Origin of the sequence: Kitasatospora sp. NPDC087861 (assembly GCF_044742585.1) — a bacterium.
Classification (GTDB): Bacteria; Actinomycetota; Actinomycetes; order Streptomycetales; family Streptomycetaceae; genus Kitasatospora.
In genome coordinates this window covers 109,838-129,855 of sequence record NZ_JBIUUS010000008.1, presented here as the reverse complement: position 1 = coordinate 129,855, position 20,018 = coordinate 109,838, and the positions used below count along the sequence as shown (strand labels likewise).

The window sequence follows — 20,018 nt, the reverse complement described above, 5'->3', positions numbered from 1 at the left end:
GCCACCGGCCCTACCCCTCGGCGTAGGTCGGCACCCTGCCGCGCACCCGCCGTCCCGCCTGGCCGCGCAGCAGGGAGCCGACCGTGACGCACGCCAACGCGGCGCCGTAGGCGGCCTGTTGGGCCTCCATGCCGCCCGCCAGGTAGAGGTACTGGGCGGCGGCCGGGACGGCGAGCCACTCCCAGCGGCCGCTGAGCCCGACCAGGGCGACCACCAGCAGGCCGTACCACGGGTAGGCGGGCGCCACGACGATCAGCGCCGTGCCGGTGACGAGCAGCGCGCCGTCCCAGGGGCGGGCCGGGTCGCCGCGCCGGAGCACCCACAGGGCCACGGCGGCCAGCACCACCCCGGCGGCCCACGGCAGCAGCGCGTCCGGCAGGAGGAGGGCGAGCAGCCCGAAGCGGTCGAGGTGCCCCTGCTCGTACCCCTCCTCCTTCAGGTAGCCGGGCAGGTAGCCGAGCACCCCGGTGCCGGAGGCGGAGAGGTACGGCAGATAGGCGAGGGCGAACGCCCCGAGCGCCGTGCCCAGCAGCAGGGCGCTCTCCCGTACGGACCGGCGGGACAGCGCCCCCGGCAGGGCGAGCCCGGGGATCAGCTTGACCGCCACCGCCGCGCCGAGCAGCGCGCCCGCGCCCGTCACCCGACGCCGCACCGCGCATCCGAGCCCCGCGACCAGCAGCAGTGCCCCCAGCGTGTCCACGTGCGCGTCGTTGACCGACCACACCGCCACGCCCGGGCACCACCCCCACAGCGCGGCCCGTCGGCTGCCCCGCCCGACCACGAGCAGCACCCCCGTCGTCGCCACCGCGAGCAGCGCGCCGGCGGCCTGGACGCCGCGCACGCCTCCCCCGGAGGGGTGCAGGGCGAGGAACCAGGCCTCCGCGACCGGCGGGTAGATGGTGTGCACGGCGGGCCGGTTGATGCGGGTGCAGTCCCCGGCGGCCGTGCGCCGCTCGTCCCAGCCCGCGCAGGCGCCGTCCACCGGCCAGAGGTCGGCGGAGCGCAGCCGGGCGAGCGTCGGGTCGTCCGGGGTGTGCGCGTACGGGGAGATGCCGGCGGCCTGGACGCGGCCGTCCCAGACGTAGCGGTAGGCGTCGTCGCTGGTGCGCGGCGGGGCGAGCAGCCCGACGGCGGCGACGGCGATGCTCCCGGCCAGGACCAGGGGCGCGACCTGACGGCCACTCACCCGCCGCAGCGCCAGCAGGGCGAACGCGAACAGGAGCGCGTCCGCGGTGTACCACGCGTAGAGCGGAGCGCGGTGGCCGAGCGTGCCGCCGCCGGTGACGGTGAGGGCGAGCGCGGCGACCAGGGCGGCGAGTGCGAGCAGGCAGTGCGACAGGGGGGCGCGGAGGGGGTGGAGAGGGGTGGGCACGCGCCCACCCTGCCACCGGAGCACGGCGCCCGGCCGCACCGGCGTGGCACCGTTCGGATTCCGTAAGCACGTCTCAGCACCGCGAAGCGCCGGCCCGGCGGTTCCATGAACACGTGACTCCGAACTTCCTTCCGCGATTCCGCTCACCGCTGCACGAGCCCCGCACGACCGTGGTGCTCGGCCGCTGGTTGGGCGCGGCGCTGCTGGTGTGCTTCCTGACCGGGCTGATCAGCCACGCTCTGCAGGACCCACCCGACTGTCTGACCCCGTACCTGCAGAGCCGCCCGGTGAACGGCTACCGGGTCACCCAGGGGCTGCACGTGATCAGCGGCCTGGCCGCCGTGCCGCTGCTCGGGGCGAAGCTGTGGACGGTCTACCCCCGGCTGTTCGAGTGGCCGCCGGTGCGCAACGCGGCGCACGCGCTGGAACGGCTCGGGATCTTCGTGCTCGTCGCGACGATGCTGATGGAGCTGTTCACCGGGCTGCTCAACACCCTGCAGTGGTACCCGTGGCCGTTCCCGTTCCGCCAGACGCACTTCTGGCTGGGCTGGCTGGCGACCGGCGGCCTGCTCGTCCACGTCGCGGCCAAGGGCCCGCTGATCGCGCGGCACTGGCGTCGCCCGGCGGCCGGGCTGCCGCAGCGGCGGGCGTTCCTGGCCGCCGTGACGGCCGCGGTCGGCGCGGTCACGCTCACCACGGCCGGGCAGACCGTCCCCTTCCTGCGCCGGCTGGACCTGCTCGCCGCGCGCCGCCCCGACATCGGCCCGCAGGGGCTGCCGGTCAACCGGACCGCCGCACAGGCCGGGACGGTCACCGTGCCTGCTGACTGGCAGCTCCGGGTGGACGGCCCGCAGCCGTACCAGCTGTCCCTCACCGAGCTGCACCAACTCCCGCAGTACGAGGTCGAGTTGCCGATCGCCTGCGTGGAGGGCTGGAGCGCCTCGGCGCGCTGGACCGGGGTCCGGGTCGCCGATCTGCTGGTGCGGGCCGGCGCCCCGGCCGGCTCGGGCCTGCGGGTCACCTCGCTGGAGGTCGAGGGCCCCTACCGGGTGACGCAGATGCCCGCCGAGTACGCCGTCGACCCGCTCACGCTGCTCGCCCTGCGGGTGAACGGCGAGGTGCTGGCGGCGGACCACGGCTTCCCGGCGCGGATCATCGCGCCCAACCGGCCGGGTGTGCTGCAGACCAAGTGGGTCGCGCGTCTGGAGGTGATCTGATGTCCCGGTGGCTGCGCGCGGTCCTGCTGCTCGGCGGGCTCGCCCTGATCGGCTACGGCCTGGCCGGGCTGCTCACCGACTCCTACATCACCGACCCGTGGGGGGTGCTGGTCTGGGCGGTGGGCGCGGTGCTGCTGCACGACGGGTTCTGGGTGCCGCTGGCCTGCCTGGTCGGTGCGGCCCTGGCGCGGGGGTGGGTGCTGCGCGGCTGGCTGGTCGTCGCGGCGGCGGTGAGCGCGGTCGCGCTGCCGGCGGTGCTGCGGGACGGCGAGAACCACGGCAACGCCTCCGTCCTGCCACTGCCGTACCTGCGCAACTGGCTGCTGGTGCTGGCCGTCACCGCCGGGCCGGCGCTGCTGTTCGCGCTGGCCCGGCGGTGGCGGCACCGGCCGGGGGGCGGGCACCCGGCGGGCGGCCGCCCAGGGGCCGGGCGACCGGGGGGCGGCCGCCCAGGGGCCGGGCGACCGGGGGGCGGGCGGCCGGGGGGCGGGCGGCCGGGGCTCAGGCGCCCGACGAAACGCCCGGCAGACCCGTCGTGAGCCCGTCCAGGGCGCGCGAGCAGCCGCAGTCCCGGGCGACGGGCAGGCTCTCCAGCGCCTTGAACAGCACGGTGCGCAGCCGGTCGACGTTCCCGGCGAAGACCTCCAGCACCTCCGTGTGGGTGACGCCCTGGCCGCTCTCCACACCCGCGTCGAGGTCGGTGACCAGCGCCAACGAGGTGTAGCAGAGCCCGAGTTCGCGGGCCAGGACGGCCTCCGGGTGGCCGGTCATGCCGACCACCGACCAGCCGTTCGCGCTGAACCAGCGGGACTCGGCGCGGGTGGAGAAGCGCGGGCCCTCGATCACCACCAGGGTGCCGCCGTCGACCGGTTCCCAGGCCGCGTCCCGGGCGGCGTCCAGCGCGGCCGGCCGCCCGGCCGGGCAGTACGGGTCGGCCATCGAGACGTGCACCACCTCGGGCAGCGCGCCGTCCGGCAGCAGCAGGCCGTCGTAGTAGGTCTGCACCCGGCCGGAGGTGCGGTCGACGAACTGGTCCGGCACCAGCAGCGTGCCGGGCCCGTACTCCGGGCGCAGCCCGCCGACGGCGCACGGCGCGAGCACCTGGCGCACCCCCAGGGAGTGCAGCGCCCACAGGTTGGCCCGGTAGTTGATCCGGTGCGGCGGCAGGCCGTGGCCGCGCCCGTGCCGGGGGAGGAAGGCGACCCGGCGGCCGGCCACCTCGCCCAGGAACACCGCGTCGCTGGGCGGCCCGTACGGCGTGTCGACGCGCAGTTCGGTCACGTCGTCGAGCAGTGCGTAGAGCCCTGAGCCACCGATCACGCCCAGTTCGGCGCGCTGAGCGCCGGCTCCCTGATCGATCGTCATCGTTCGTACCCTTCCTCGGAGACGTCCCGGCCACTGTAGGAGCCGCCGGGCCCGCAGCGGCGACGCCCGGCCTTACGGTTCCGGAACGGCGGGCGGGGCCGGATGGCCGCGGGCCACCCGGGTGGTCCACGGCGGCCGAGCGGGTGACCTTTCGGACGTGTCGGCGGTGGTGCGCCCCACCCGGCGTGCGTCGGTGGGTGTGCGCCGCCTCCGGGCGGTGCACGCTCTGTTCCCGAATCTGAGAGCCGCCCATGCCTGCCACCGCTCGTCTACGCCGCCTCGTCCCCGCCGCCGCCCTGTGCGCGCTCACCGTGGCCCTCGCCGCCCCCGCGGCCCAGGCCGCGCCCCCGGGTCGCGCCACCGGCTCCGACCCCGGCGGGGGACCCGACGGCGGGAGGTACGACTGGGACCGCGTGGCGGCCTGCGAGAGCAACGGCAACTGGCGCGTCAACAGCGGCAACGGCTACTTCGGCGGCCTCCAGTTCGACGCCCCCACCTGGCGCGAGCACGGCGGGCTCGCCTACGCCCCGCGCCCCGACCTCGCCAGCCGCGAGGAGCAGATCGCGGTGGCCCGGCACCTCGCCGGGCGGCGCGGTCTCTCCCCCTGGCCGGTCTGCGGCGCCCGCGCCGCCCGCGGCCACGACCACGAGCACGGCCACGACCACGAGCACGGCCGGGACCACGGCCGGGACCACGGCCGGGACCGGGACCGGGACGTCGCCCTGCCGCCACCGGCCGCGCCCCCGACCACCAGCGGGGGCGCCGCCGGCGAGTGGACGGTCCGCGAGAACGACACCCTGGCCGACCTCGCCGACACCCTGCGCGTCCCCGGCGGCTGGCCCGCCCTCTACGCGCTCAACCGCGACGCCATCGGCGACGACCCGGACCTCATCCAGCCGGGTGCGGTCCTGCGCCTGCCGTCCTGACCCACCCGCGCCGCCCGCTCAGAACGCCGCCAGGCCCGTCCGATCCGTTGCGATCGGGCGGGCCTGGCGGCACTGGGCGAGCGGTACGGCGGGGTCAGCCGACGTGGACGCGCGGACGACGGCTGCGGTCGGGTTCGGCCTCCCGCAGCACCTCGCGGGTGACCGGGGCCACCTCGCCCTGGCCGAACAGGAAGAACCGCAGGAACTGGGCGAAGGGGTTGCCCTCGGTCCACTCGAAGTAGAGGTGCGGCTGCTGCCCGGTGCGGTCCCGGATGGTGAGGGCCAGCGCGGCGAGCGCGTTCGGGATGCTGGAGCTCTCCAGCGTCAGCACCCGGTAACGGCCGTGCAGCACCTCGCCGCGCACGGTCAGCTCGGCCTCGAAGTCGGACGCGTCGCGGACGGTGACCTCGACGAAGACCAGGTCGTCCTCGCCGGGGATGTCGTTGTCGGCGCGGATCTGGCGGATCTTGTCGCGGTACTCGGCGACGTCCCGGTTGGTCGGCTCGTTGGCGATCAGCCGCAGCGGGCGGTGCGTGTAGTCCCTGACGAATCGTTCCGCCACGTCGTCCAGCACCACGTCGGTGACGCGCAGTTCGAAGGCCCGCTTGAGCCGGGAGAGCAGCGACACCAGGATGATGCCCGCGATGAAGCAGGCGCCGATCTTGACGCCGTCCGGGCGCTCGGCGACGTTCAGCACGGTGGTGTAGAGGAAGATCGCCGCGATGATCGCGAAGGCCGTGGTCCAACCGCGCTGCTTGGCCTTGTACGCGGCGATGGTCACCGCGATGGCGGCCGAGCTGATCAGCACCAGCACACCCGTGGCGTACGCACCGCCCTGGGCGTCCACGTCCGCGTCGAACAGCCAGGTCACCAGGAAGCCGATCAGGGTCAGCACGATGACCATCGGCCGCACCGCGCGCGCCCAGTGCGGCGCCATCCCGTACCGGGGCAGGTAGCGCGGCAGCAGGTTGAGCATGCCCGCCATCGCCGAGGCGCCGGCGAACCACAGGATCGCGATCGTGGACAGGTCGTAGACACTGCCGAACCCGCCGCCCAGGTACTGGTGGGCGAGGTAGGCCAGCGCACGGCCGTTGGCGTCGCCGCCGGGCTTGAACTGGTCCGCCGGGATCAGCAGCGTGGTGATGAAGCTGGTGGTGATCAGGAAGCAGCTCATGATCACGGCCGCGGTGGTCAGCAGCTTGCGGGTGCCGCGGATGCGGCCGGTGGGGTTGGCCTCGGTGTCGTCCGGGTCGCCCTGGATGTGGGGCATGACCGCCACACCGGTCTCGAAGCCGGACAGGCCCAGGGCCAGCTTGGGGAAGACGACGAGGGCGACGCCCACCATGATGACCGGGTTGCCGTGCTGGGCCGTGAGGGCGCTGGTCCAGTCGGTGACCACGTGCGGCGCCTGGATGATCTTCCAGATGCCGACGGCGACGACGACGACGTTGAGCACCAGGTAGACGGCGACCAGCACGACGGCCAGGCCGATGGCCTCACTGAAGCCCTTGAGGAAGACCGCGCCGAGCAGCGCGACCAGGATCAGGGTGATCAGGACCTGCTTGCCGCCCAGCACGCCGGTCAGGTGCGGGTTCTCCACCAGGTGGGCACTGGCATCGGCCGCGGACAGGGTGATGGTGATCAGGAAGTCGGTGGCCGCGAAGCCCAGCAGCGCCAGGACGAACAGCTTGCCCTTCCAGAACGACAGCAGCCGCTCCAGCATCGCGATCGAGCCCTCACCGCGCGGACTCTCCTGCGCGACCCGCCGGTACACCGGCAGCGCACCCAGCAGCGTCACGATCACCAGCACGATCGTCGCGATCGGCGACAGCACACCCGCCGCCAACGCCGCGATACCCGGCTGGTAGCCGAGCGTGGAGAAGTAGTCGAGGCCGGTCAGGCACATCACCCGCCACCAGCGCTGACCCTGGTGCGCACCGTTCGCCCCCTGCGCACCGTTCGCCCCGGCGTCCCCCGGCTCCGCGCCCTCGGCGCCCTCGGCGCCCTCCGCACCGGCGGGCTTGGCCGCCGACACGTCCTCCAGCAACCAGCCGCGCAACCGTATTCGCGCCGACGACGGTTCCGCCGTCGTCGCGTCCGTCGAACCCGACGAAACCACCTTGCACCTCTTGTTTAAAGACCCCGTAAAAGCGCCGTCGGGCGACGGCAGTGCGACAGGCTATGCGACCGGCGTTAAGGACACGTCATCGCCCCGCGTTAAGAAAACGTCATTGCTCCGCAGGTCGCGGCGGGTGGCACGGCGGGCGGGAGCGGAGGCCGGGTGCCGGGCCGGGGCGCGGCCCGGCACCTCAGGGCCTCCGGGGTCAGGCCCGGTAGCCGAGAACGGTCATCATGCCCGTCTCCGCGTGGTAGACGTTGTGGCAATGCACCATCCACAGGCCCGGGTTGTCGGCGTCGAAGTCGACGGCCAGGGTCGCGCCCGGCAGCACGATCGCGGTGTCCTTGCGCGGCCCGTCACCGGCCAGCGCGAAGGTGTGGCCGTGCAGGTGGACGGGGTGCCACATGCTCGTGCTGTTGCGGAACTCCAGCCGCACCCGCTCCCCCGCCGCCACCGGATGGCGCTGCGCCGGGTCGTACGTGCGGCCGTTGAACGCCCAGTCGGCCTTCGCCATGCCGCCGGTGAGCTCCAGTGTCACCGTCCGGTCCGGCGCCTTGGCGGGCAGCCGCACGCCCGGGTCGGCCTTGAGCTGCGCCGCGCCGAGCAGCCTGCCGTCCAGCTCGGCCGGGCGCACCGAGGCGTCCGGCACGGCGCCGCCGCCGGTGCGCAGCAGGGCCAGTGCGGTGGCGTTCTTGCCCTCGGCGAGCGCGGTCAGCGGGAACACGCCGTCCTTGACGGTGACCAGGACGTCGTAGCGCTCGCCCATGCCGAGCAGCAGCGCCTGGGTGGTGGCCTGCTCGACCGGGAAGCCGTCGGTGTGGGTGACGGTCAGCTCGTGGCCGCCGAGCGCGACCCGGTAGGCGGTGTCGCCGCCCGCGTTGATCAACCGGATCCGGACCCGGTCGCCGGGCTTGGCGGTGAAGGTCTCGGGTGCGGTCGCGAGGCGGCCGTTGACCAGGTGGAACGGGTGACCGACGTCGCCCGCGTCGCCGCCGAGCAGGGCGCTGCGGGCGCCCATCAGCATCCGGGACGGGCCGGCGGCACCGCTCGGGGTGCCGCCGCCGGCCATGCCCGGCATCCCGGACATGTCGTGGCCCATCGTGGAGTGGTCCATCGTGGAGTGGCCCGTCGTGGGTCGGTCCGTCGCGGAGTGGTCCATCCCGCCCATGCCCTGGGCGAGTTCGGCGAGGACGGCGTCCGGGGTGCTGCCGTCGATGCCGTCCAGCCAGTCGTCCAGGACGACGACCCACTCCTTGTCGTAGCGCAGCGGCTCCTTCGGGTCCTCGACGATCAACGGCGCGTACAGGCCGCGGTCCTGCTGGACGCCGGAGTGCGGATGGAACCAGTACGTGCCCGGGTGGGCGAGCGCGAAGCGGTAGTCGAAGGAGGCCCCGGCCTTGACGGCGGCCTGGGTCACGCCCGGCACGCCGTCCATGTCGTTGCGCAGCGCGAGGCCGTGCCAGTGCAGCGAGGTGGGCTGCGGCAGGTGGTTGGCGAGGCTGACGGCGAGCGTCTCGCCGACGGTGGCGCGCACCTCCTGGCCGGGCAGGCGGTCGCCGTACGCCCAACTGCGGACGGTGCGGCCGCCAAGGTCGAGGGTGGTCTCGGTGGCGGTGAGCGCGACCTTGCGCTCCGGACCGGGGGTGCGCCGCGCCTCGGCGGCGGCGACCTCGGGGCCGCCGGGGGCGACGAAGCCGCCCGGGGTGGTGGGGGCGGCCCCCCGGTGGTCCATGCCCTTCATGGGATCGGCGGAGCAGGCGGCGAGCAGACCGGTGCCGGCGGCGGCGAGCGCCGCGCCGAGCACGGTGCGACGGGTGGGTGTGCGCATGACGGAGTGCACCTCGTGCGGTGGGTGTGGATGAGCAGGACGTCGCGACGGCCGTCCCGTCCGCGCCGGGCGCGGACCGGGGACGGCGGGCGCGCGCCTACTGACGCAGCACCGACAGCCGGGTGAGGAGTATCCGCCCGCCTTCGGGCGGGGGCAGCGCGCGAACGGCCCGCAGCAGCCGGGCCCTGACCTCGGCGGCGGCATCGCCGTTGTGGCGCAGCAGGGGGCCGGCGACGAGCAGCAGCAGCGTCCAGCCGGCGAGGACGGCGAGGCAGACCGCCATCGGGTCCATGCCGTCGGCCGCCGCGGTGTGCGCCATCTCCTCGGCACCCGCCAGGTGACCGGCACTCACGGCGTGCCGGGCCGGCCCGTGGTCCGTTCCGTGCCCGCCCGCGGTCGGATGGCCGAGCGTGTGCATCGTCACGACGCCGAACAGCAGCGCGGCGAGCAGGAGCAGTCGCAGGGCCCGGGGGACGGCCGGACGCGGCTCCACCATGGTCCACCTCCCGACCGATCCCGCCACCACGTACCCCCACAGGGTATCCCGAGCTGCAACCCCCGGCCCCGCCGGGGAGGGCCGGGCGCGCCATGCCCTCCCGACCGCCGAAGATCAAAAGGCCGGCGGCGGGTCGCGAATCGACGGCGCCGACCATTCCGCCCCCGAACGGCCGCGTCTGCTCACCCTGGGAATGGCCGGCTACACCGCGAACGGCATCATCGGCACGCCTTCGTTCAGCACCACCGCGAAGGGGAAGGCAACACTCGACAACCTGTCCGAGTCGGCCGCCGCCCACCCTGCCCTCCGCATCGGGAGTCGAGCCGCCGAACCGCCCCCGACCAGGCGCCCCGACCCGGACGGCACCCTGAGGAACGTCCCCTAAGGGAGTAGACGCGCGTGCGGCCGGGCATGGCACAGACGTAGCTGCAGGCCGCCAAACGTGAGAAGGTACCATCCATGACGGTGCTCAAATTCATTCTCAATGTCATTTGGCTGCTTTTCTGCGGCATCTGGATGGCAATTGCTTATACAGTTGCAGGAATTATCTGCTGCCTGCTCGTCATTACCATTCCATTCGGCATCGCCTCTTTCCGGATCGCCGGATTCATCCTCTGGCCGTTCGGCCGGACCACGGTGGAGAAGCCGGGCGCCGGAGCGGCGTCGTGCATCGGGAACGTCATCTGGCTGATCTTCGCCGGGTGGTGGTTGGCGATCGCGCACCTGATCACCAGCATCCCGCTGTTCCTGTCGATCATCGGCATCCCCTTCGGCTGGGCCAACCTCAAGATGATCCCGATCTCGCTGATGCCGCTCGGCCGCGAGGTCGTTCCCACCGACCAGGCTTGGGGCGCCCGCTAACTTCCGTGAACACCGACGGCCGGCGAGGGGAGAAACCCTCGCCGGCCGTCGTCGTCCGCACGGCTCGCGCCGACCTCGGCGTCGAGCGGGCGCTCAATTCGGGCGGGGCCTGAGGAGGTCGTCGACCAGGGCGTCCACCAGGTCGCGGGAGATCGTCGACCCGGCCAGGGCGCCGAAGCCGTGCTCGGCGAGCAGATCGTCAGCGGCATGCAGCACGGCCAGACGTGCGACCTCGTCGCGTCGGCTGCCGGAGTACGGCCTGCGGGGCTGGGATCTCGTGGCGGGCATGCGAAACACAGTACCCGTCAGCAGTTCCGTGCGATTATCCAGACGCAACGGCTCGTCTAGACAAAGTCCCCCACCGCCAAGGAGTTCATGTGTCCACCACGACCGACCGCCGAGCTCTGGTCATCGGTGCCTCGCGCGGGCTGGGGCTCGTCCTCGCCGACGAACTCGCTCGACGCGACTGGCACGTCATCGCCACGGCCCGCCGGGGCGGCGGCGAGCTGCACGCTCGTGCCGATGCCTGGAAGGGACGACTGGAGGTCGAGTCACTGGAGATGACGAGCTCCGAACAGTTGGCCGCGCTGCGCGAGCGCCTGGACGGCCGTCGACTCGACCTGCTCTTCGTCAACGCCGCGATCAACCTGGGCAACCAGCCCATCGGCGAGGTCCCGACCGACATGTTCACCGAGGTCATGGTCACCAATGCGTTGAGTCCGCTGCGCGTCCTCGAAGCCCTTCGTGGACTCGTCGTGCCCGGCGGAACCGTCGCGGTCATGTCCTCCTCGCAGGGCAGCATTTCGCGGAACACCCAGGGCGGCTACGAGCTCTACCGGGCCAGCAAGTCCGCGCTCAACCAGCTGATGCGCAGTTACGCCGCCCGCCACGCCGGCGACGGACAGACCAAGCTGCTCATCGACCCCGGCCACAACCGGACCGAGCTCGGCGGACCGGACGCACCACTCGCGCCCGAGGAGAGCATCCCGGCCGTCGTCGACGTCCTCGAAGCGCAGGCCGGCGCCCCCGGCCTGCAGTTCCTGGATCTCCATGGCGAGACCGTCCCGTGGTAGGGCTCCGGGTCTGAGCACCGGAGGACGGCCTCGCGCCGGCGGGGGGGCGCCGGCGCGAGGCCGCGGGGTGGGTGCGGGGATCAGGACGGGCGGGGGATGTAGGCGAGGCCGTGGGCGCCGGCTTCGCCGCGCTTGGCGATGTCCAGTCGGCCGAGGCCCTGGAAGGTCTCCAGGTCGACGATGTCGACGGTGGAGGAGACGAGGTTGGACACGTAGGCGAGCCGGCCGTCGGGGGACGAGGTGATGGTCAACGGGAAGAGCCCCACGTCGAGTTGGCCGAGGCGCCGACGGGTGTCGGCCGCGAAGACGGTGAGCCGCCCGGGCGTCTGTCGGCCGAGCCCGGACGCCGGGTCGGGGGCCATCCGCACCTCGCCGACGAGCAGTTTTCCGGTGGACGTCAGGTGCACCGGCAGGACGATGTCCCGGGTGGGCAGGGTGTCGACGACGGCCGCCGTCCGGGCGTCGACGACCCGGATCCCGGTGACCGGTCGGTCGTGGTCAGGGGCATCGGCGTCGGAGCCGGAGGAGGCGATGGCGGAGCCGGCGTAGGGCGCGGCGACGAAGGCGTGGGTGCCGTCGGCCGAGACGGCGAGCCCTTCACTGCCCGGCACCTCGACCTTCGCGGTGAGGACGCCCCGTTCGAGGTCGACGATCGAGACGAACGGCGCCTCCTTGTTGGTGGCGTAGCCGATCCGCCCGGCCGGGTCGATGGCGAACCAGTGCGGGCCGGGCGCGTCGGTGTCGATCCGGCCGATCGGCCGGCGGGTCTCGGTGTCGATGACCACGACGCCGCCGGGGCGGTCCGCCGAACCCTCCACGCTGACGTAGAGGCGGCGGCGTGCCGCGTCCAACGCCAGTCCGTGCGGCCCGTGTTCGGGGGCGAGGTCGACGACCTCGACGATCCGGCGGGTGTCGGGATCGATGACGGTCAGTTCGGTGCGGCGGCCGGTGTTCGCGTGGTAGTAGCCGGAGTGGTAGGCCGTGGCGCACCACAGCAGGCGCTGGGTCGGGTCGAAGCACAACTCGTGCGGCTCGGCGAGGACTTCGAGGGTGCCGAGGTGCCGGTCGGAGGCCGCGTCGAAGAAGGAGACGGTCGGCCCGGTCTGGCTGACGACGGCGAGGACATCGCCTTCCCGGCCGGCCCGGGGCGGATCGAGGGGGGACTGCTGCACAGCGGACTCCTTGCCCGGGAGGTGGTGGTTGCCGCGCGATCTGCGGGCAGTTCCACTCTCCGCGCACGACGGTGCCGCAGCAATGCAAGGATTGGCAGAAGATCCTTGCCCCAGACGCAAAACTGCAGTTCAGGAGCCCCCACCATGGACCTCAACCTGCTACGCGTCCTGGACGCCCTGCTCCAGGAGAACAGCGTGACCCGCGCCGCCGAGCGGCTCGGCACCTCCCCCGCGGCGGTCAGCCGCAGCCTGGCCCGGCTCCGCCGCGCCGTCGGCGACCCGCTGCTGGTCCGCGCGGGCCAAGGGCTGGTGCCGACCCCGCGCGCCGTCGAACTCCGGGACGAGGTCGGCGCGTTGCTGCGCGGCTGCGACAACGTCCTGCGGCCGGGGGCCGGTTTCGACGCCGTGCACCTCCAGCGCACCTTCACCGTCCAGGCCGCCGATCTGCTGCTGGTCGGGCTGGCCGGGGCGTTGACGGAGCGGATCCACGCCGAGGCCCCGCACGTGGATGTGGTCTTCCTGCCGGAGGCCATGGAGGGCGGCCCCGCGCTGCGGCAGGGTTGGGTCGACGTCGAACTGGGCGTCCTCGGGCACCTGGACCCGGAGATCCGGACCCGGCCGCTCACCCGGGGGCCGCTGGTCGGCGTCGCGCGCAGCGACCATCCGCTCTTCGACGGGCGGATCACCGCCCGCCGGTTCGCCGCGGCCGACCACATCGGCGTCTCCCGGCTCGGCAAGCGGCTCGGACCGATCGACACCGCGCTCGCCGAGCTGGGGCTGCGGCGCCGGGTCGCGGCCGTCGTCCCCAGCCACACCAGCGCGATGATGCTCGCCCGGGACACCGACCTGATCGCGCTCAGCCTGGCCGACTGGCTGCCCGACACGATCGCCGCCCTGGGCCTGCGCACCTTCCCGATCCCCCTCGACCTGGCGCCGCTCGATCTCGGCATGGCCTGGCACCCCCGCAACGCGGCCGACCCGGGACACCGCTGGTTCCGCGAACACCTGGCGGCGGCCGTCCTCGACCCGTCGAGGCCTGCCCGAGGCGCGGGGGACCCGGAACGGCAGTCCGGTGTTTTGCCGAAACGGCAAAGTTTCTCGCCCGCCGCGCGGGCCGTCCCCCACGATCGACGGGAGGCCGGTGGCGCCACGGATGAGCACCACGCGATGTGATCGGCGCGGCGAGCAGCACGCGGCGAGCACACGGGACGAGCAGCACGCGGCGAGACCGGCGCACGGCAGACCGACGGTTCAGGAGGACGCATGACACGGCACGACACGGAGCCCAGGCACCGGCTGGTCCCCTCACCCGGGGGCCGGATCCACCTGGTGGAGCAGGGCAGCGGGCCGCTGGTGCTGCTGGTGCACGGCTTCCCGGAGTCCTGGTACTCCTGGCGCCACCAGCTCCCGGCGCTCGCCGCGGCGGGCTACCGCGCGGTCGCGCTGGACGTACGCGGCTACGGCCGCTCCTCCCGGCCCGCCGCCCCGGAGGCCTACCGGATGCTCGACCTGGTCGAGGACAACGCCGCGGTGGTGCGCGCCCTGGGCCGGGAACAGGGCCAGGGAGAGGGCGAGGAACGGGCGGTGGTGGTCGGTCACGACTGGGGCGCGACGATCGCCGCCAACAGCGCGCTGCTCCGGCCGGAGGTGTTCCGCGCGGTGGGCCTGCTCAGCGTCCCCTACACGCCGCGGGGCGGTCCCCGGCCCGGCGAGCTCTTCGCCGCGATGGGCGGTGCCGAGGAGTTCTACGTGTCCTACTTCCAGGAGCCGGGCCGGGCCGAGGCCGAGATCGAACCCGACGTCCGCGGCTGGCTCGCGGGCTTCTACGCCGCGCTGTCCGCCGACACCATGCCCGGGCCCGACGCGCCCGACCCGCACTTCGTCCGCCGGGGCGGCACGTTGCGCGAGCGCTTCCCCACCGGTCCACTGCCCGGCTGGCTCGGCGAACGCGACCTCGACGTCTACGCCGGGGAGTTCGAGCGCACCGGTCTGACCGGTGCGCTGAACCGCTACCGGAACATGGACCGGGACTGGGCGGACCTCGCCGCCTTCGACGGCGCCCCGGTCACCCAGCCCGCCCTGTTCCTCGGCGGCACCCGGGACGCCTCCACCACCTGGCTGGCCGACGCGATCGAGGCCTACCCCGTCACCCTCCCGGGCCTGCTCTCCTCCCACCTCCTCGACGGCTGCGGTCACTGGATCCAGCAGGAGCGCCCCGCCGAGGTCAACCGACTGCTCATCGACTGGCTGGACGCACTGCCCCGCTGACCCGCACCACCGGCGAGGACGGAGTCCGCGGCGAGGCCGCGGCCGAAGGTGTGCGTGGTCATGCCAGGACCGTGCGCCGTAGGGCTTGTCCCACCGTTCCCGCCGCGCGCTGATGCGACGCGCATGGCGGGACAAGCCCTACAGCCCGAGGATGCGCGCGGCCGCCTCCCGCATCTCGACCTTGCGGACCTTGCCGGTGACGGTCATCGGGAACTCCTCGGCCACGTGCACGTAGCGCGGGATCTTCACGTGGGCGAGGCGGCCGGTGCAGTAGGCGCGGACGGCCTCGGCGGTGAGCGGCTCGGCACCCTCGCGCATCCGGACCCAGGCCATCAGCTCCTCGCCGTACGCGGCGTCGGGCACGCCGACGACCTGCACGTCGAGGATGTCGGGGTGGGTGTGGAGGAACTCCTCGATCTCGCGCGGGTAGAGGTTCTCGCCGCCGCGGATGACCATGTCCTTGATCCGTCCGGTGATGGCGAGGTAGCCGTCCTCGTCCATCACGGCGAGATCGCCGGTGTGCATCCAGCGGGCGGCGTCGACGGCCTCGGCGGTGCGCTCGGGCTCGCCCCAGTAGCCGAGCATCACCGAGTAGCCGCGGGTGCAGAGTTCGCCGGGCTCACCGCGCGGGACGGTACGGCCGGTGGCCGGGTCGACCACCTTGACCTCCAGGTGCGGGCCGACCCGGCCGACGGTGGACACCCGGCGGTCGACCGAGTCGTCGGCGCGGGTCTGGGTGGAGACGGGCGAGGTCTCGGTCATGCCGTAGCAGATGGCCACCTCGGCCATGCCCATCCGGCCCATGACGTCCTTCATCACCTCGGCCGGGCAGGGCGCGCCCGCCATGATGCCGGTGCGCAGGCTGCCGAGGTCGTAGCGCGCGAAGTCGGGGTCCGCGAGTTCGGCGATGAACATGGTGGGCACCCCGTACAACGAGGTGCAGCGCTCGGCGGCGACGGCGGCCAGGGTGGCGCCCGGCTCGAAGGAGGGGGCGGGGATCACCGTGCAGGCGCCGTGGGAGGTGGCGGCGAGGTTTCCCATCACCATGCCGAAGCAGTGGTAGAAGGGCACCGGGACGCAGATCCGGTCCTGCTCGGTGTACCTGAGCAACTCGCCGACGAAGTAACCGTTGTTGAGGATGTTGTGGTGCGACAGCGTCGCACCCTTGGGGAAGCCGGTGGTGCCGGAGGTGTACTGGATGTTGATCGGGTCGTCCGGCGACAACTCCCGCTCGCGCTCGGCGAGACGGGCCGGGTCGGCGCCGCGCCCGGCGGCGAGCAGCGCCTCCCAGTCCGGACCGCCGAGCAGCACCACCCGGTCCAACTCCGGGCAGCGGGGCCGCACTTCCCGGATCATCCCGGCGTAGTCGGAGGTCTTGAAGCGCTCGGCCGCGACCAGCAGGCGGACACCGGCCTGGTTCAGCACGTACTCCAACTCGTGCGAGCGGTAGGCCGGGTTGACGGTGACCAGGATCGCGCCGAGCCTGGCGGTGGCGTACTGGGTGAGCGTCCACTCGGCGCAGTTGGGCGCCCAGATGCCGACCCGGTCGCCCTTGGCGAGCCCGAGGTCGAGCAGGCCGAGGGCCAGCGCCTCGACGTCGGCGGCGAGTTCGGCGTACGTCCAGCGGCGGGCGGTGGCCCGGTCGACCAGGGCGTCCCGCTCGGGGAAGGCGCGCACCGCGCGGTCGAGGTTCTCCCCGATGGTGTCCCCGAGCAGCGGGACGTCCGAGGCGCCGGAGGAGTAGCTGCGCGGGGTCGGCATGATCGGCACGGTGTGACTCCTGGGTGGGCGCGTGCGGGTCCGGGACCATGGTCGCGGTCCCGCGCCCGCGCCGCCACCCCCGAACGGGGGTGCGGACACGGCGCTGGGGCCGCCCGTCGGGTTCGACGGACGGCCCCAGCAGTCGGATCAGCCCCAGCAGTCGGGTCAGCCGTTGATGCAGGTGTTGGCGATGGCCGGGTTGAGGATGCCGATGATGCCGATCGAGTTGCCGCAGACGTTGGCCTCGAAGTTAATCGGGATCTGGATCTGGTTGCCGGAGAGCACACCGGGGGAGCCGAAGGCGAGACCGTTCGCGGTCGCGTCGCCCGCGGCAGCGGTGCCGGCACCGGCCAGGACGGCCACCGCGGCGAGCGCGGTGGCGGCGAGGGTGGTACGAATACGCATTGCGTCACTCCTTGGGAGGGTGGCGGAACATCCGTGTGACGATCACACTCGCCACCGATCACACTCGACGCAGGGCGCGGCACGCCGGTATTGGTCGGTCGGAGGGCGTGTCGCTCCCGCCGCGGCGGGCCGGCGGCAGGCCCGGCCGCGCCGTGCCCGCCCCCCTCACCTCCGCAGGTCAGCCGTCCGCGGGCCCGCCCGACCGCGCCGCTACCGCGTCCAGCAGCTCCCGGGCCGGGCGCAGCCCGGGCTCGGCCGCCAGCGCGCGGCGCAGCAGCACCAGGGCCGAGGCGTCGTCCCCGGCCCGGGCGGCGGCCAGCGCCTCGTTGTAGTCGATCCGGCCGGCGTGGCGCAGCCGGACCAGCGCGGCGAGGTCCTCCCGGCAGGACGGGCAGCGCAGGCCCTGCGGGTCCGCCGGGACGGCGCACTGCGGGCAGAGCACCTCGATCGGCGGCACGTCGAGCAGCGGCACGCCCGTCGCAGGCCCGCCCGATGAGGGCACCTCAGGAGACGGCACCTCGGGGGACGACACCTCGTCCGAAGACACCTCGGTCACGTCGGAGCTCATCGCGGACCGGCCTCCTCCGGGCGGACGGGGCCGAGCGACTCCGCGAGCGGCTCACTGCCCAGCTCCCGCTGCGCCTGCGCGTACAGCGCCAGCAGGGCCGAGCTGTGCTGGTTGGCGGCCTCCATGTTGGCCGACTCCACCGCCTCGTCCAGCCCGCGCAGCTCGGCCATGATCCGCTGCGCCAGCGCCGGCGAGACCATGTTCTGGTTGACGTAGACGTTGCACATGGTGAGCATCCGGAAGGTGTGCCCGAGCGAGTCGCACAGCTCGTCGGCCCGCTGGGCGGCGCGCATCGCGCCCTCCCAGTCGGCCGCCTCGCGGCGCAGCCGCAGCTCGGCGGCCACCGACCGCAGCCGGTCGAGGTCGCTCGGGTCGAGGTGCTTCTCGCAGTAGTGGAGGAACAGGCTCAGGTACGCCTCCGAGCCTCGTACCCAGCGCTGCGCCTTGAGCTGGCGCTGGGCCCGCTCCAGCGCCTCGTCCACCGACTGGCCACGGGTCTGGCCGGCGGCCAGGTCGTCCAGGCTGTCCATGAGCCGCTGCGCCTCGCGCATCTCGGCCTCGGTGAGCTCGCCGCCCCAGCGGTCGGTGAAGGTCTCGATCTGCCGCTGCTGCTCCTCGACCTGGACCTTGAGCTCGGGGTCGAGGGTGACGCGCTCCAGCTTGACGGTCTTCTCGCCGCCGCCCTGGATCCGCACCGACAGGGTGATGGTGCGGTCCCGGTCGAGACCGAAGGACACCTCCACCGGGGTGCGGCCGCCGAGTCCGGCGGGCAGGCGCAGCGTCAGGTGGCCGATCAGCTCGTTCTGCTGGGCGATCTCGTGTTCGCCCTCGTAGACCGCGATCTCCAGCCGCTGGCGGCCGCTGCCGGAGACCACGAACTCGCGGCTGACCGGCGAACTGGTCGGGTAGCTGGTGTTCTTGGGGATGATGACGGCCAGCCGGCCGTCATTGAGCTCGATGCCGAGGTTCTTCGGGGTGATGTCGAACGGGTTGGTGACCTGCATCAGCTCGCCGCAGCCCTGGCAGACTTCGCTGCCGGGCGGGTTGACCACGCCGCAGGCGGCGCAGCGCAGGCCGACGTCCTCGGCGGCGGTCGAGGCCACCCTGGTCCCGCCGGGGGCGGCGGAGTTGAGCGCCTCGCCGCACAGCTCGCAGGCGGTGACGCCGGGGGCGGCCGGGGTGCCGCAGCGCGGGCAGTTGTCGCTGCGCACGACGGTGGCCGCCTGGGACTGCGCCGGGATGCCCGCTCCGGTGGCCGAAGCGCCCGCCTCCTGGCCGCACTTGGGGCAGGAGGCAGCCTCGGCGTCGACCGGGATGTGGCAGCCGGTGCAGGAGACCCGGGGCCCGCCGAGCAGCGAGGTGGCGCAGTTGGCGCAGTTGGAGGCGGAGAGGTCGCCGGGGGCCCGGCACTCGGGGCACTCCACCTCGCCGACCAGCGCGGACTGTACGGCCGCGCCGAGCGCCACGCACTGCATCGGGTTGACGCCGCGCCGGATCCGGCGCGGCCCGAAGACCTCGCCGAGCCGCCGGGCCACCAGCGGGATCGCGGTGGAGCCGCCGACCAGCACCACCTCGTCGATGTCCCCGACGGTGAGGTTGGCCTGCATGATGGCCTTGTGGGTCAGCTCGATGGTGCGCTCGATCTGGGCCTCGATCAGCTCCTCGAAGCGGGCCCGCTCGAACTCCGTCTCCAGCACCAGCTGGCCGGCGCCGAGGCCGGGCAGGATCACCTCGGAGGCCTCCTGGTGGGAGAGCTCGATCTTGATGGTCTCGGCGGTGGAGGCGATCTTCGGCCGGTCCCGCAGGTCGGGCTGGTAGTCGGCACCGTACTCCTCCCGGATGTCCTCCAGCAGCGCGGTGGTGATGGCGCGGTCGAAGTCGTCGCCGCCGAGCAGGTTGTCGCCCTCGATGCCGAGCACCGAGACCGAGCCGGGCACCAGCAGCAGGATGGAGATGTCGAAGGTGCCGCCGCCGAGGTCGTAGACCAGGACGGTCCGGCCCTCGTCGCCGGCCTCGGAGGTGATCCCGTAGGCGAGCGCGGCGGCGGTCGGCTCGTTGATGATCCGCAGCACGTGCAGGCCGGCCAGCCGGCCCGCCTCCTGGGTGGCCGCGACCTGCCGCTCGCCGAAGTACGCGGGGACGGTGATGACGGCCCGGTGGAAGGGCTCGCCGAAGCGCTGCTCGGCGTCCTCCTTCAGGCGGTGCAGGATGATCGCGGAGATCTCGATCGGGGTGTAGGAGCGGCCGTTGAACCAGACGTTCACGTCGCCGTCGGTGCCCGCCGTGACCTTGTAGTCGACCTCCTTGAGGGCGGCCTGGACCTGCGGGTCCTTGAACTTGCGGCCCATGAAGCGCTTGACCGAGCGGATCACGTTGGCGCCGTCGATGGCGACCCGGCTGCGCGCGGTCGAGCCGACCAGCAGCTCGCCCTTGCGGCCGCTGCCGACCACGGAGGGCGTGGCCTCCTGGTTCTGCCGGTTGAAGATGATCTCCGGCTCGCCCCGGCGCAGGTGGGCCACCACGGAGTTGGTGGTTCCCAGGTCGATGCCGAGTGTGCGGTACATGTCGTTCCCCTCTTGCCCCTCGT

Annotated in this window: 19 protein-coding genes; 8 read left to right on the top strand and 11 right to left on the bottom strand. The window is 73.4% G+C overall.

Features of this window, described 5'->3' with window-relative positions; genetic code table 11:
* Nucleotides 1-10: 10 nt before the first annotated feature.
* Complete coding sequence (locus ACIOJE_RS14335; protein ID WP_400776233.1) at nt 11-1,372, bottom strand: glycosyltransferase 87 family protein; 1,362 nt, start codon at nt 1,370-1,372, stop codon at nt 11-13.
* A 113-nt stretch (nt 1,373-1,485) separates the two neighbouring features.
* On the opposite strand from ACIOJE_RS14335, the gene ACIOJE_RS14330 reads away from it, so the two are divergent.
* Both ACIOJE_RS14330 and ACIOJE_RS14325 read left to right on the top strand, forming a co-directional pair.
* Complete coding sequence (locus tag ACIOJE_RS14330) at nt 1,486-2,589, top strand: molybdopterin-dependent oxidoreductase (protein WP_400776231.1); 1,104 nt, start codon at nt 1,486-1,488, stop codon at nt 2,587-2,589.
* The gene (locus ACIOJE_RS14325; protein WP_400776230.1) at nt 2,589-3,128 is read left to right on the top strand and encodes a hypothetical protein; all 540 of its coding nucleotides are present in this window, start codon (nt 2,589-2,591) and stop codon (nt 3,126-3,128) included. Before ACIOJE_RS14330 ends, ACIOJE_RS14325 begins: the two co-directional genes overlap by 1 nt.
* Here ACIOJE_RS14325 and ACIOJE_RS14320 read toward each other — a convergent pair.
* Complete coding sequence (locus ACIOJE_RS14320) at nt 3,091-3,954, bottom strand: S-methyl-5'-thioadenosine phosphorylase (RefSeq protein WP_280680469.1); 864 nt, start codon at nt 3,952-3,954, stop codon at nt 3,091-3,093. The genes ACIOJE_RS14325 and ACIOJE_RS14320 overlap by 38 nt on opposite strands.
* A 251-nt stretch (nt 3,955-4,205) precedes the next feature.
* On the opposite strand from ACIOJE_RS14320, the gene ACIOJE_RS14315 reads away from it, so the two are divergent.
* Nucleotides 4,206-4,880 (top strand): transglycosylase family protein, encoded by a 675-nt coding sequence (locus ACIOJE_RS14315; protein ID WP_400776226.1) that lies wholly within the window; start codon nt 4,206-4,208, stop codon nt 4,878-4,880.
* A 94-nt stretch (nt 4,881-4,974) separates the two neighbouring features.
* Here ACIOJE_RS14315 and ACIOJE_RS14310 read toward each other — a convergent pair whose 3' ends face one another.
* The 3 genes from ACIOJE_RS14310 to ACIOJE_RS14300 all read right to left on the bottom strand — a co-directional run bounded on the left by ACIOJE_RS14310 (nt 4,975) and on the right by ACIOJE_RS14300 (nt 9,323).
* Nucleotides 4,975-6,786, bottom strand: a complete 1,812-nt coding sequence (locus ACIOJE_RS14310; protein WP_400776425.1) for an amino acid transporter — start codon at nt 6,784-6,786, stop codon at nt 4,975-4,977.
* A gap of 418 nt (nt 6,787-7,204) precedes the next feature.
* Nucleotides 7,205-8,827, bottom strand: coding sequence for a multicopper oxidase family protein (locus ACIOJE_RS14305; RefSeq protein ID WP_400776224.1), 1,623 nt, complete (start codon nt 8,825-8,827; stop codon nt 7,205-7,207).
* 97 nt (nt 8,828-8,924) lie between these two features.
* Nucleotides 8,925-9,323: a DUF6153 family protein gene (locus ACIOJE_RS14300; RefSeq protein WP_400776223.1), complete on the bottom strand. Its 399-nt coding sequence runs from the start codon at nt 9,321-9,323 to the stop codon at nt 8,925-8,927.
* A gap of 193 nt (nt 9,324-9,516) precedes the next feature.
* Between ACIOJE_RS14300 and ACIOJE_RS14295 the strand changes: the two genes are divergently transcribed.
* Both ACIOJE_RS14295 and ACIOJE_RS14290 read left to right on the top strand, forming a co-directional pair.
* Nucleotides 9,517-9,708, top strand: coding sequence for a hypothetical protein (locus ACIOJE_RS14295; RefSeq protein WP_280680465.1), 192 nt, complete (start codon nt 9,517-9,519; stop codon nt 9,706-9,708).
* Nucleotides 9,709-9,782: 74 nt separating this feature from the next.
* Nucleotides 9,783-10,184, top strand: a complete 402-nt coding sequence (locus ACIOJE_RS14290; RefSeq protein WP_280680464.1) for a YccF domain-containing protein — start codon at nt 9,783-9,785, stop codon at nt 10,182-10,184.
* A 93-nt stretch (nt 10,185-10,277) separates the two neighbouring features.
* Here ACIOJE_RS14290 and ACIOJE_RS14285 read toward each other — a convergent pair whose 3' ends face one another.
* Nucleotides 10,278-10,472, bottom strand: a complete 195-nt coding sequence (locus ACIOJE_RS14285) for a hypothetical protein (RefSeq protein WP_400776220.1) — start codon at nt 10,470-10,472, stop codon at nt 10,278-10,280.
* Between the two features lie 89 nt (nt 10,473-10,561).
* Between ACIOJE_RS14285 and ACIOJE_RS14280 the strand changes: the two genes are divergently transcribed.
* On the top strand, nt 10,562-11,257 hold the full coding sequence (locus tag ACIOJE_RS14280; RefSeq protein WP_280680463.1) for an SDR family NAD(P)-dependent oxidoreductase: 696 nt from the start codon (nt 10,562-10,564) through the stop codon (nt 11,255-11,257).
* 80 nt (nt 11,258-11,337) lie between these two features.
* On the opposite strand, the gene ACIOJE_RS14275 is transcribed toward ACIOJE_RS14280, so the two are convergent.
* The gene (locus ACIOJE_RS14275; protein WP_400776218.1) at nt 11,338-12,429 is read right to left on the bottom strand and encodes a YncE family protein; all 1,092 of its coding nucleotides are present in this window, start codon (nt 12,427-12,429) and stop codon (nt 11,338-11,340) included.
* 144 nt (nt 12,430-12,573) lie between these two features.
* On the opposite strand from ACIOJE_RS14275, the gene ACIOJE_RS14270 reads away from it, so the two are divergent.
* Together ACIOJE_RS14270 and ACIOJE_RS14265 are read left to right on the top strand one after the other, a co-directional pair.
* Nucleotides 12,574-13,602 (top strand): LysR family transcriptional regulator, encoded by a 1,029-nt coding sequence (locus tag ACIOJE_RS14270; protein ID WP_280680461.1) that lies wholly within the window; start codon nt 12,574-12,576, stop codon nt 13,600-13,602.
* Nucleotides 13,603-13,692: 90 nt separating this feature from the next.
* Nucleotides 13,693-14,697: an alpha/beta hydrolase gene (locus tag ACIOJE_RS14265; protein WP_280680460.1), complete on the top strand. Its 1,005-nt coding sequence runs from the start codon at nt 13,693-13,695 to the stop codon at nt 14,695-14,697.
* A 138-nt stretch (nt 14,698-14,835) separates the two neighbouring features.
* Here the strand turns inward: ACIOJE_RS14265 and ACIOJE_RS14260 are convergent, their stop codons facing one another.
* From ACIOJE_RS14260 to ACIOJE_RS14245, 4 genes are all read right to left on the bottom strand, one after another.
* Entirely contained in the window at nt 14,836-16,458 is a 1,623-nt protein-coding gene (locus ACIOJE_RS14260) for an AMP-binding protein (protein ID WP_400776424.1), read from the bottom strand.
* Nucleotides 16,459-16,623: 165 nt separating this feature from the next.
* Nucleotides 16,624-16,863 (bottom strand): chaplin, encoded by a 240-nt coding sequence (locus ACIOJE_RS14255; protein WP_400776215.1) that lies wholly within the window; start codon nt 16,861-16,863, stop codon nt 16,624-16,626.
* A gap of 178 nt (nt 16,864-17,041) precedes the next feature.
* Nucleotides 17,042-17,431, bottom strand: a complete 390-nt coding sequence (locus ACIOJE_RS14250) for a hypothetical protein (protein WP_400776212.1) — start codon at nt 17,429-17,431, stop codon at nt 17,042-17,044.
* Entirely contained in the window at nt 17,428-19,995 is a 2,568-nt protein-coding gene (locus ACIOJE_RS14245; protein ID WP_400776210.1) for an Hsp70 family protein, read from the bottom strand. The genes ACIOJE_RS14250 and ACIOJE_RS14245 overlap by 4 nt, the downstream gene beginning before the upstream one ends.
* Nucleotides 19,996-20,018 lie beyond the last annotated feature (23 nt).

Bases quoted from the DNA above. Each gene is read 5' to 3' on its own strand.
- ACIOJE_RS14325 (WP_400776230.1), top strand. From the start codon at position 2,589: ATGTCCCGGTGGCTGCGCGCGGTCCTGCTGCTCGGCGGGCTCGCCCTG.
- ACIOJE_RS14320 (WP_280680469.1), bottom strand. From the start codon at position 3,954: ATGACGATCGATCAGGGAGCCGGCGCTCAGCGCGCCGAACTGGGCGTG.
- ACIOJE_RS14315 (WP_400776226.1), top strand. From the start codon at position 4,206: ATGCCTGCCACCGCTCGTCTACGCCGCCTCGTCCCCGCCGCCGCCCTG.
- ACIOJE_RS14310 (WP_400776425.1), bottom strand. From the start codon at position 6,786: ATGTGCCTGACCGGCCTCGACTACTTCTCCACGCTCGGCTACCAGCCG.
- ACIOJE_RS14305 (WP_400776224.1), bottom strand. From the start codon at position 8,827: ATGCGCACACCCACCCGTCGCACCGTGCTCGGCGCGGCGCTCGCCGCC.
- ACIOJE_RS14300 (WP_400776223.1), bottom strand. From the start codon at position 9,323: ATGGTGGAGCCGCGTCCGGCCGTCCCCCGGGCCCTGCGACTGCTCCTG.
- ACIOJE_RS14295 (WP_280680465.1), top strand. From the start codon at position 9,517: ATGGCCGGCTACACCGCGAACGGCATCATCGGCACGCCTTCGTTCAGC.
- ACIOJE_RS14290 (WP_280680464.1), top strand. From the start codon at position 9,783: ATGACGGTGCTCAAATTCATTCTCAATGTCATTTGGCTGCTTTTCTGC.
- ACIOJE_RS14285 (WP_400776220.1), bottom strand. From the start codon at position 10,472: ATGCCCGCCACGAGATCCCAGCCCCGCAGGCCGTACTCCGGCAGCCGA.
- ACIOJE_RS14270 (WP_280680461.1), top strand. From the start codon at position 12,574: ATGGACCTCAACCTGCTACGCGTCCTGGACGCCCTGCTCCAGGAGAAC.
- ACIOJE_RS14265 (WP_280680460.1), top strand. From the start codon at position 13,693: ATGACACGGCACGACACGGAGCCCAGGCACCGGCTGGTCCCCTCACCC.
- ACIOJE_RS14260 (WP_400776424.1), bottom strand. From the start codon at position 16,458: ATGCCGACCCCGCGCAGCTACTCCTCCGGCGCCTCGGACGTCCCGCTG.
- ACIOJE_RS14255 (WP_400776215.1), bottom strand. From the start codon at position 16,863: ATGCGTATTCGTACCACCCTCGCCGCCACCGCGCTCGCCGCGGTGGCC.
- ACIOJE_RS14250 (WP_400776212.1), bottom strand. From the start codon at position 17,431: ATGAGCTCCGACGTGACCGAGGTGTCTTCGGACGAGGTGTCGTCCCCC.
- ACIOJE_RS14245 (WP_400776210.1), bottom strand. From the start codon at position 19,995: ATGTACCGCACACTCGGCATCGACCTGGGAACCACCAACTCCGTGGTG.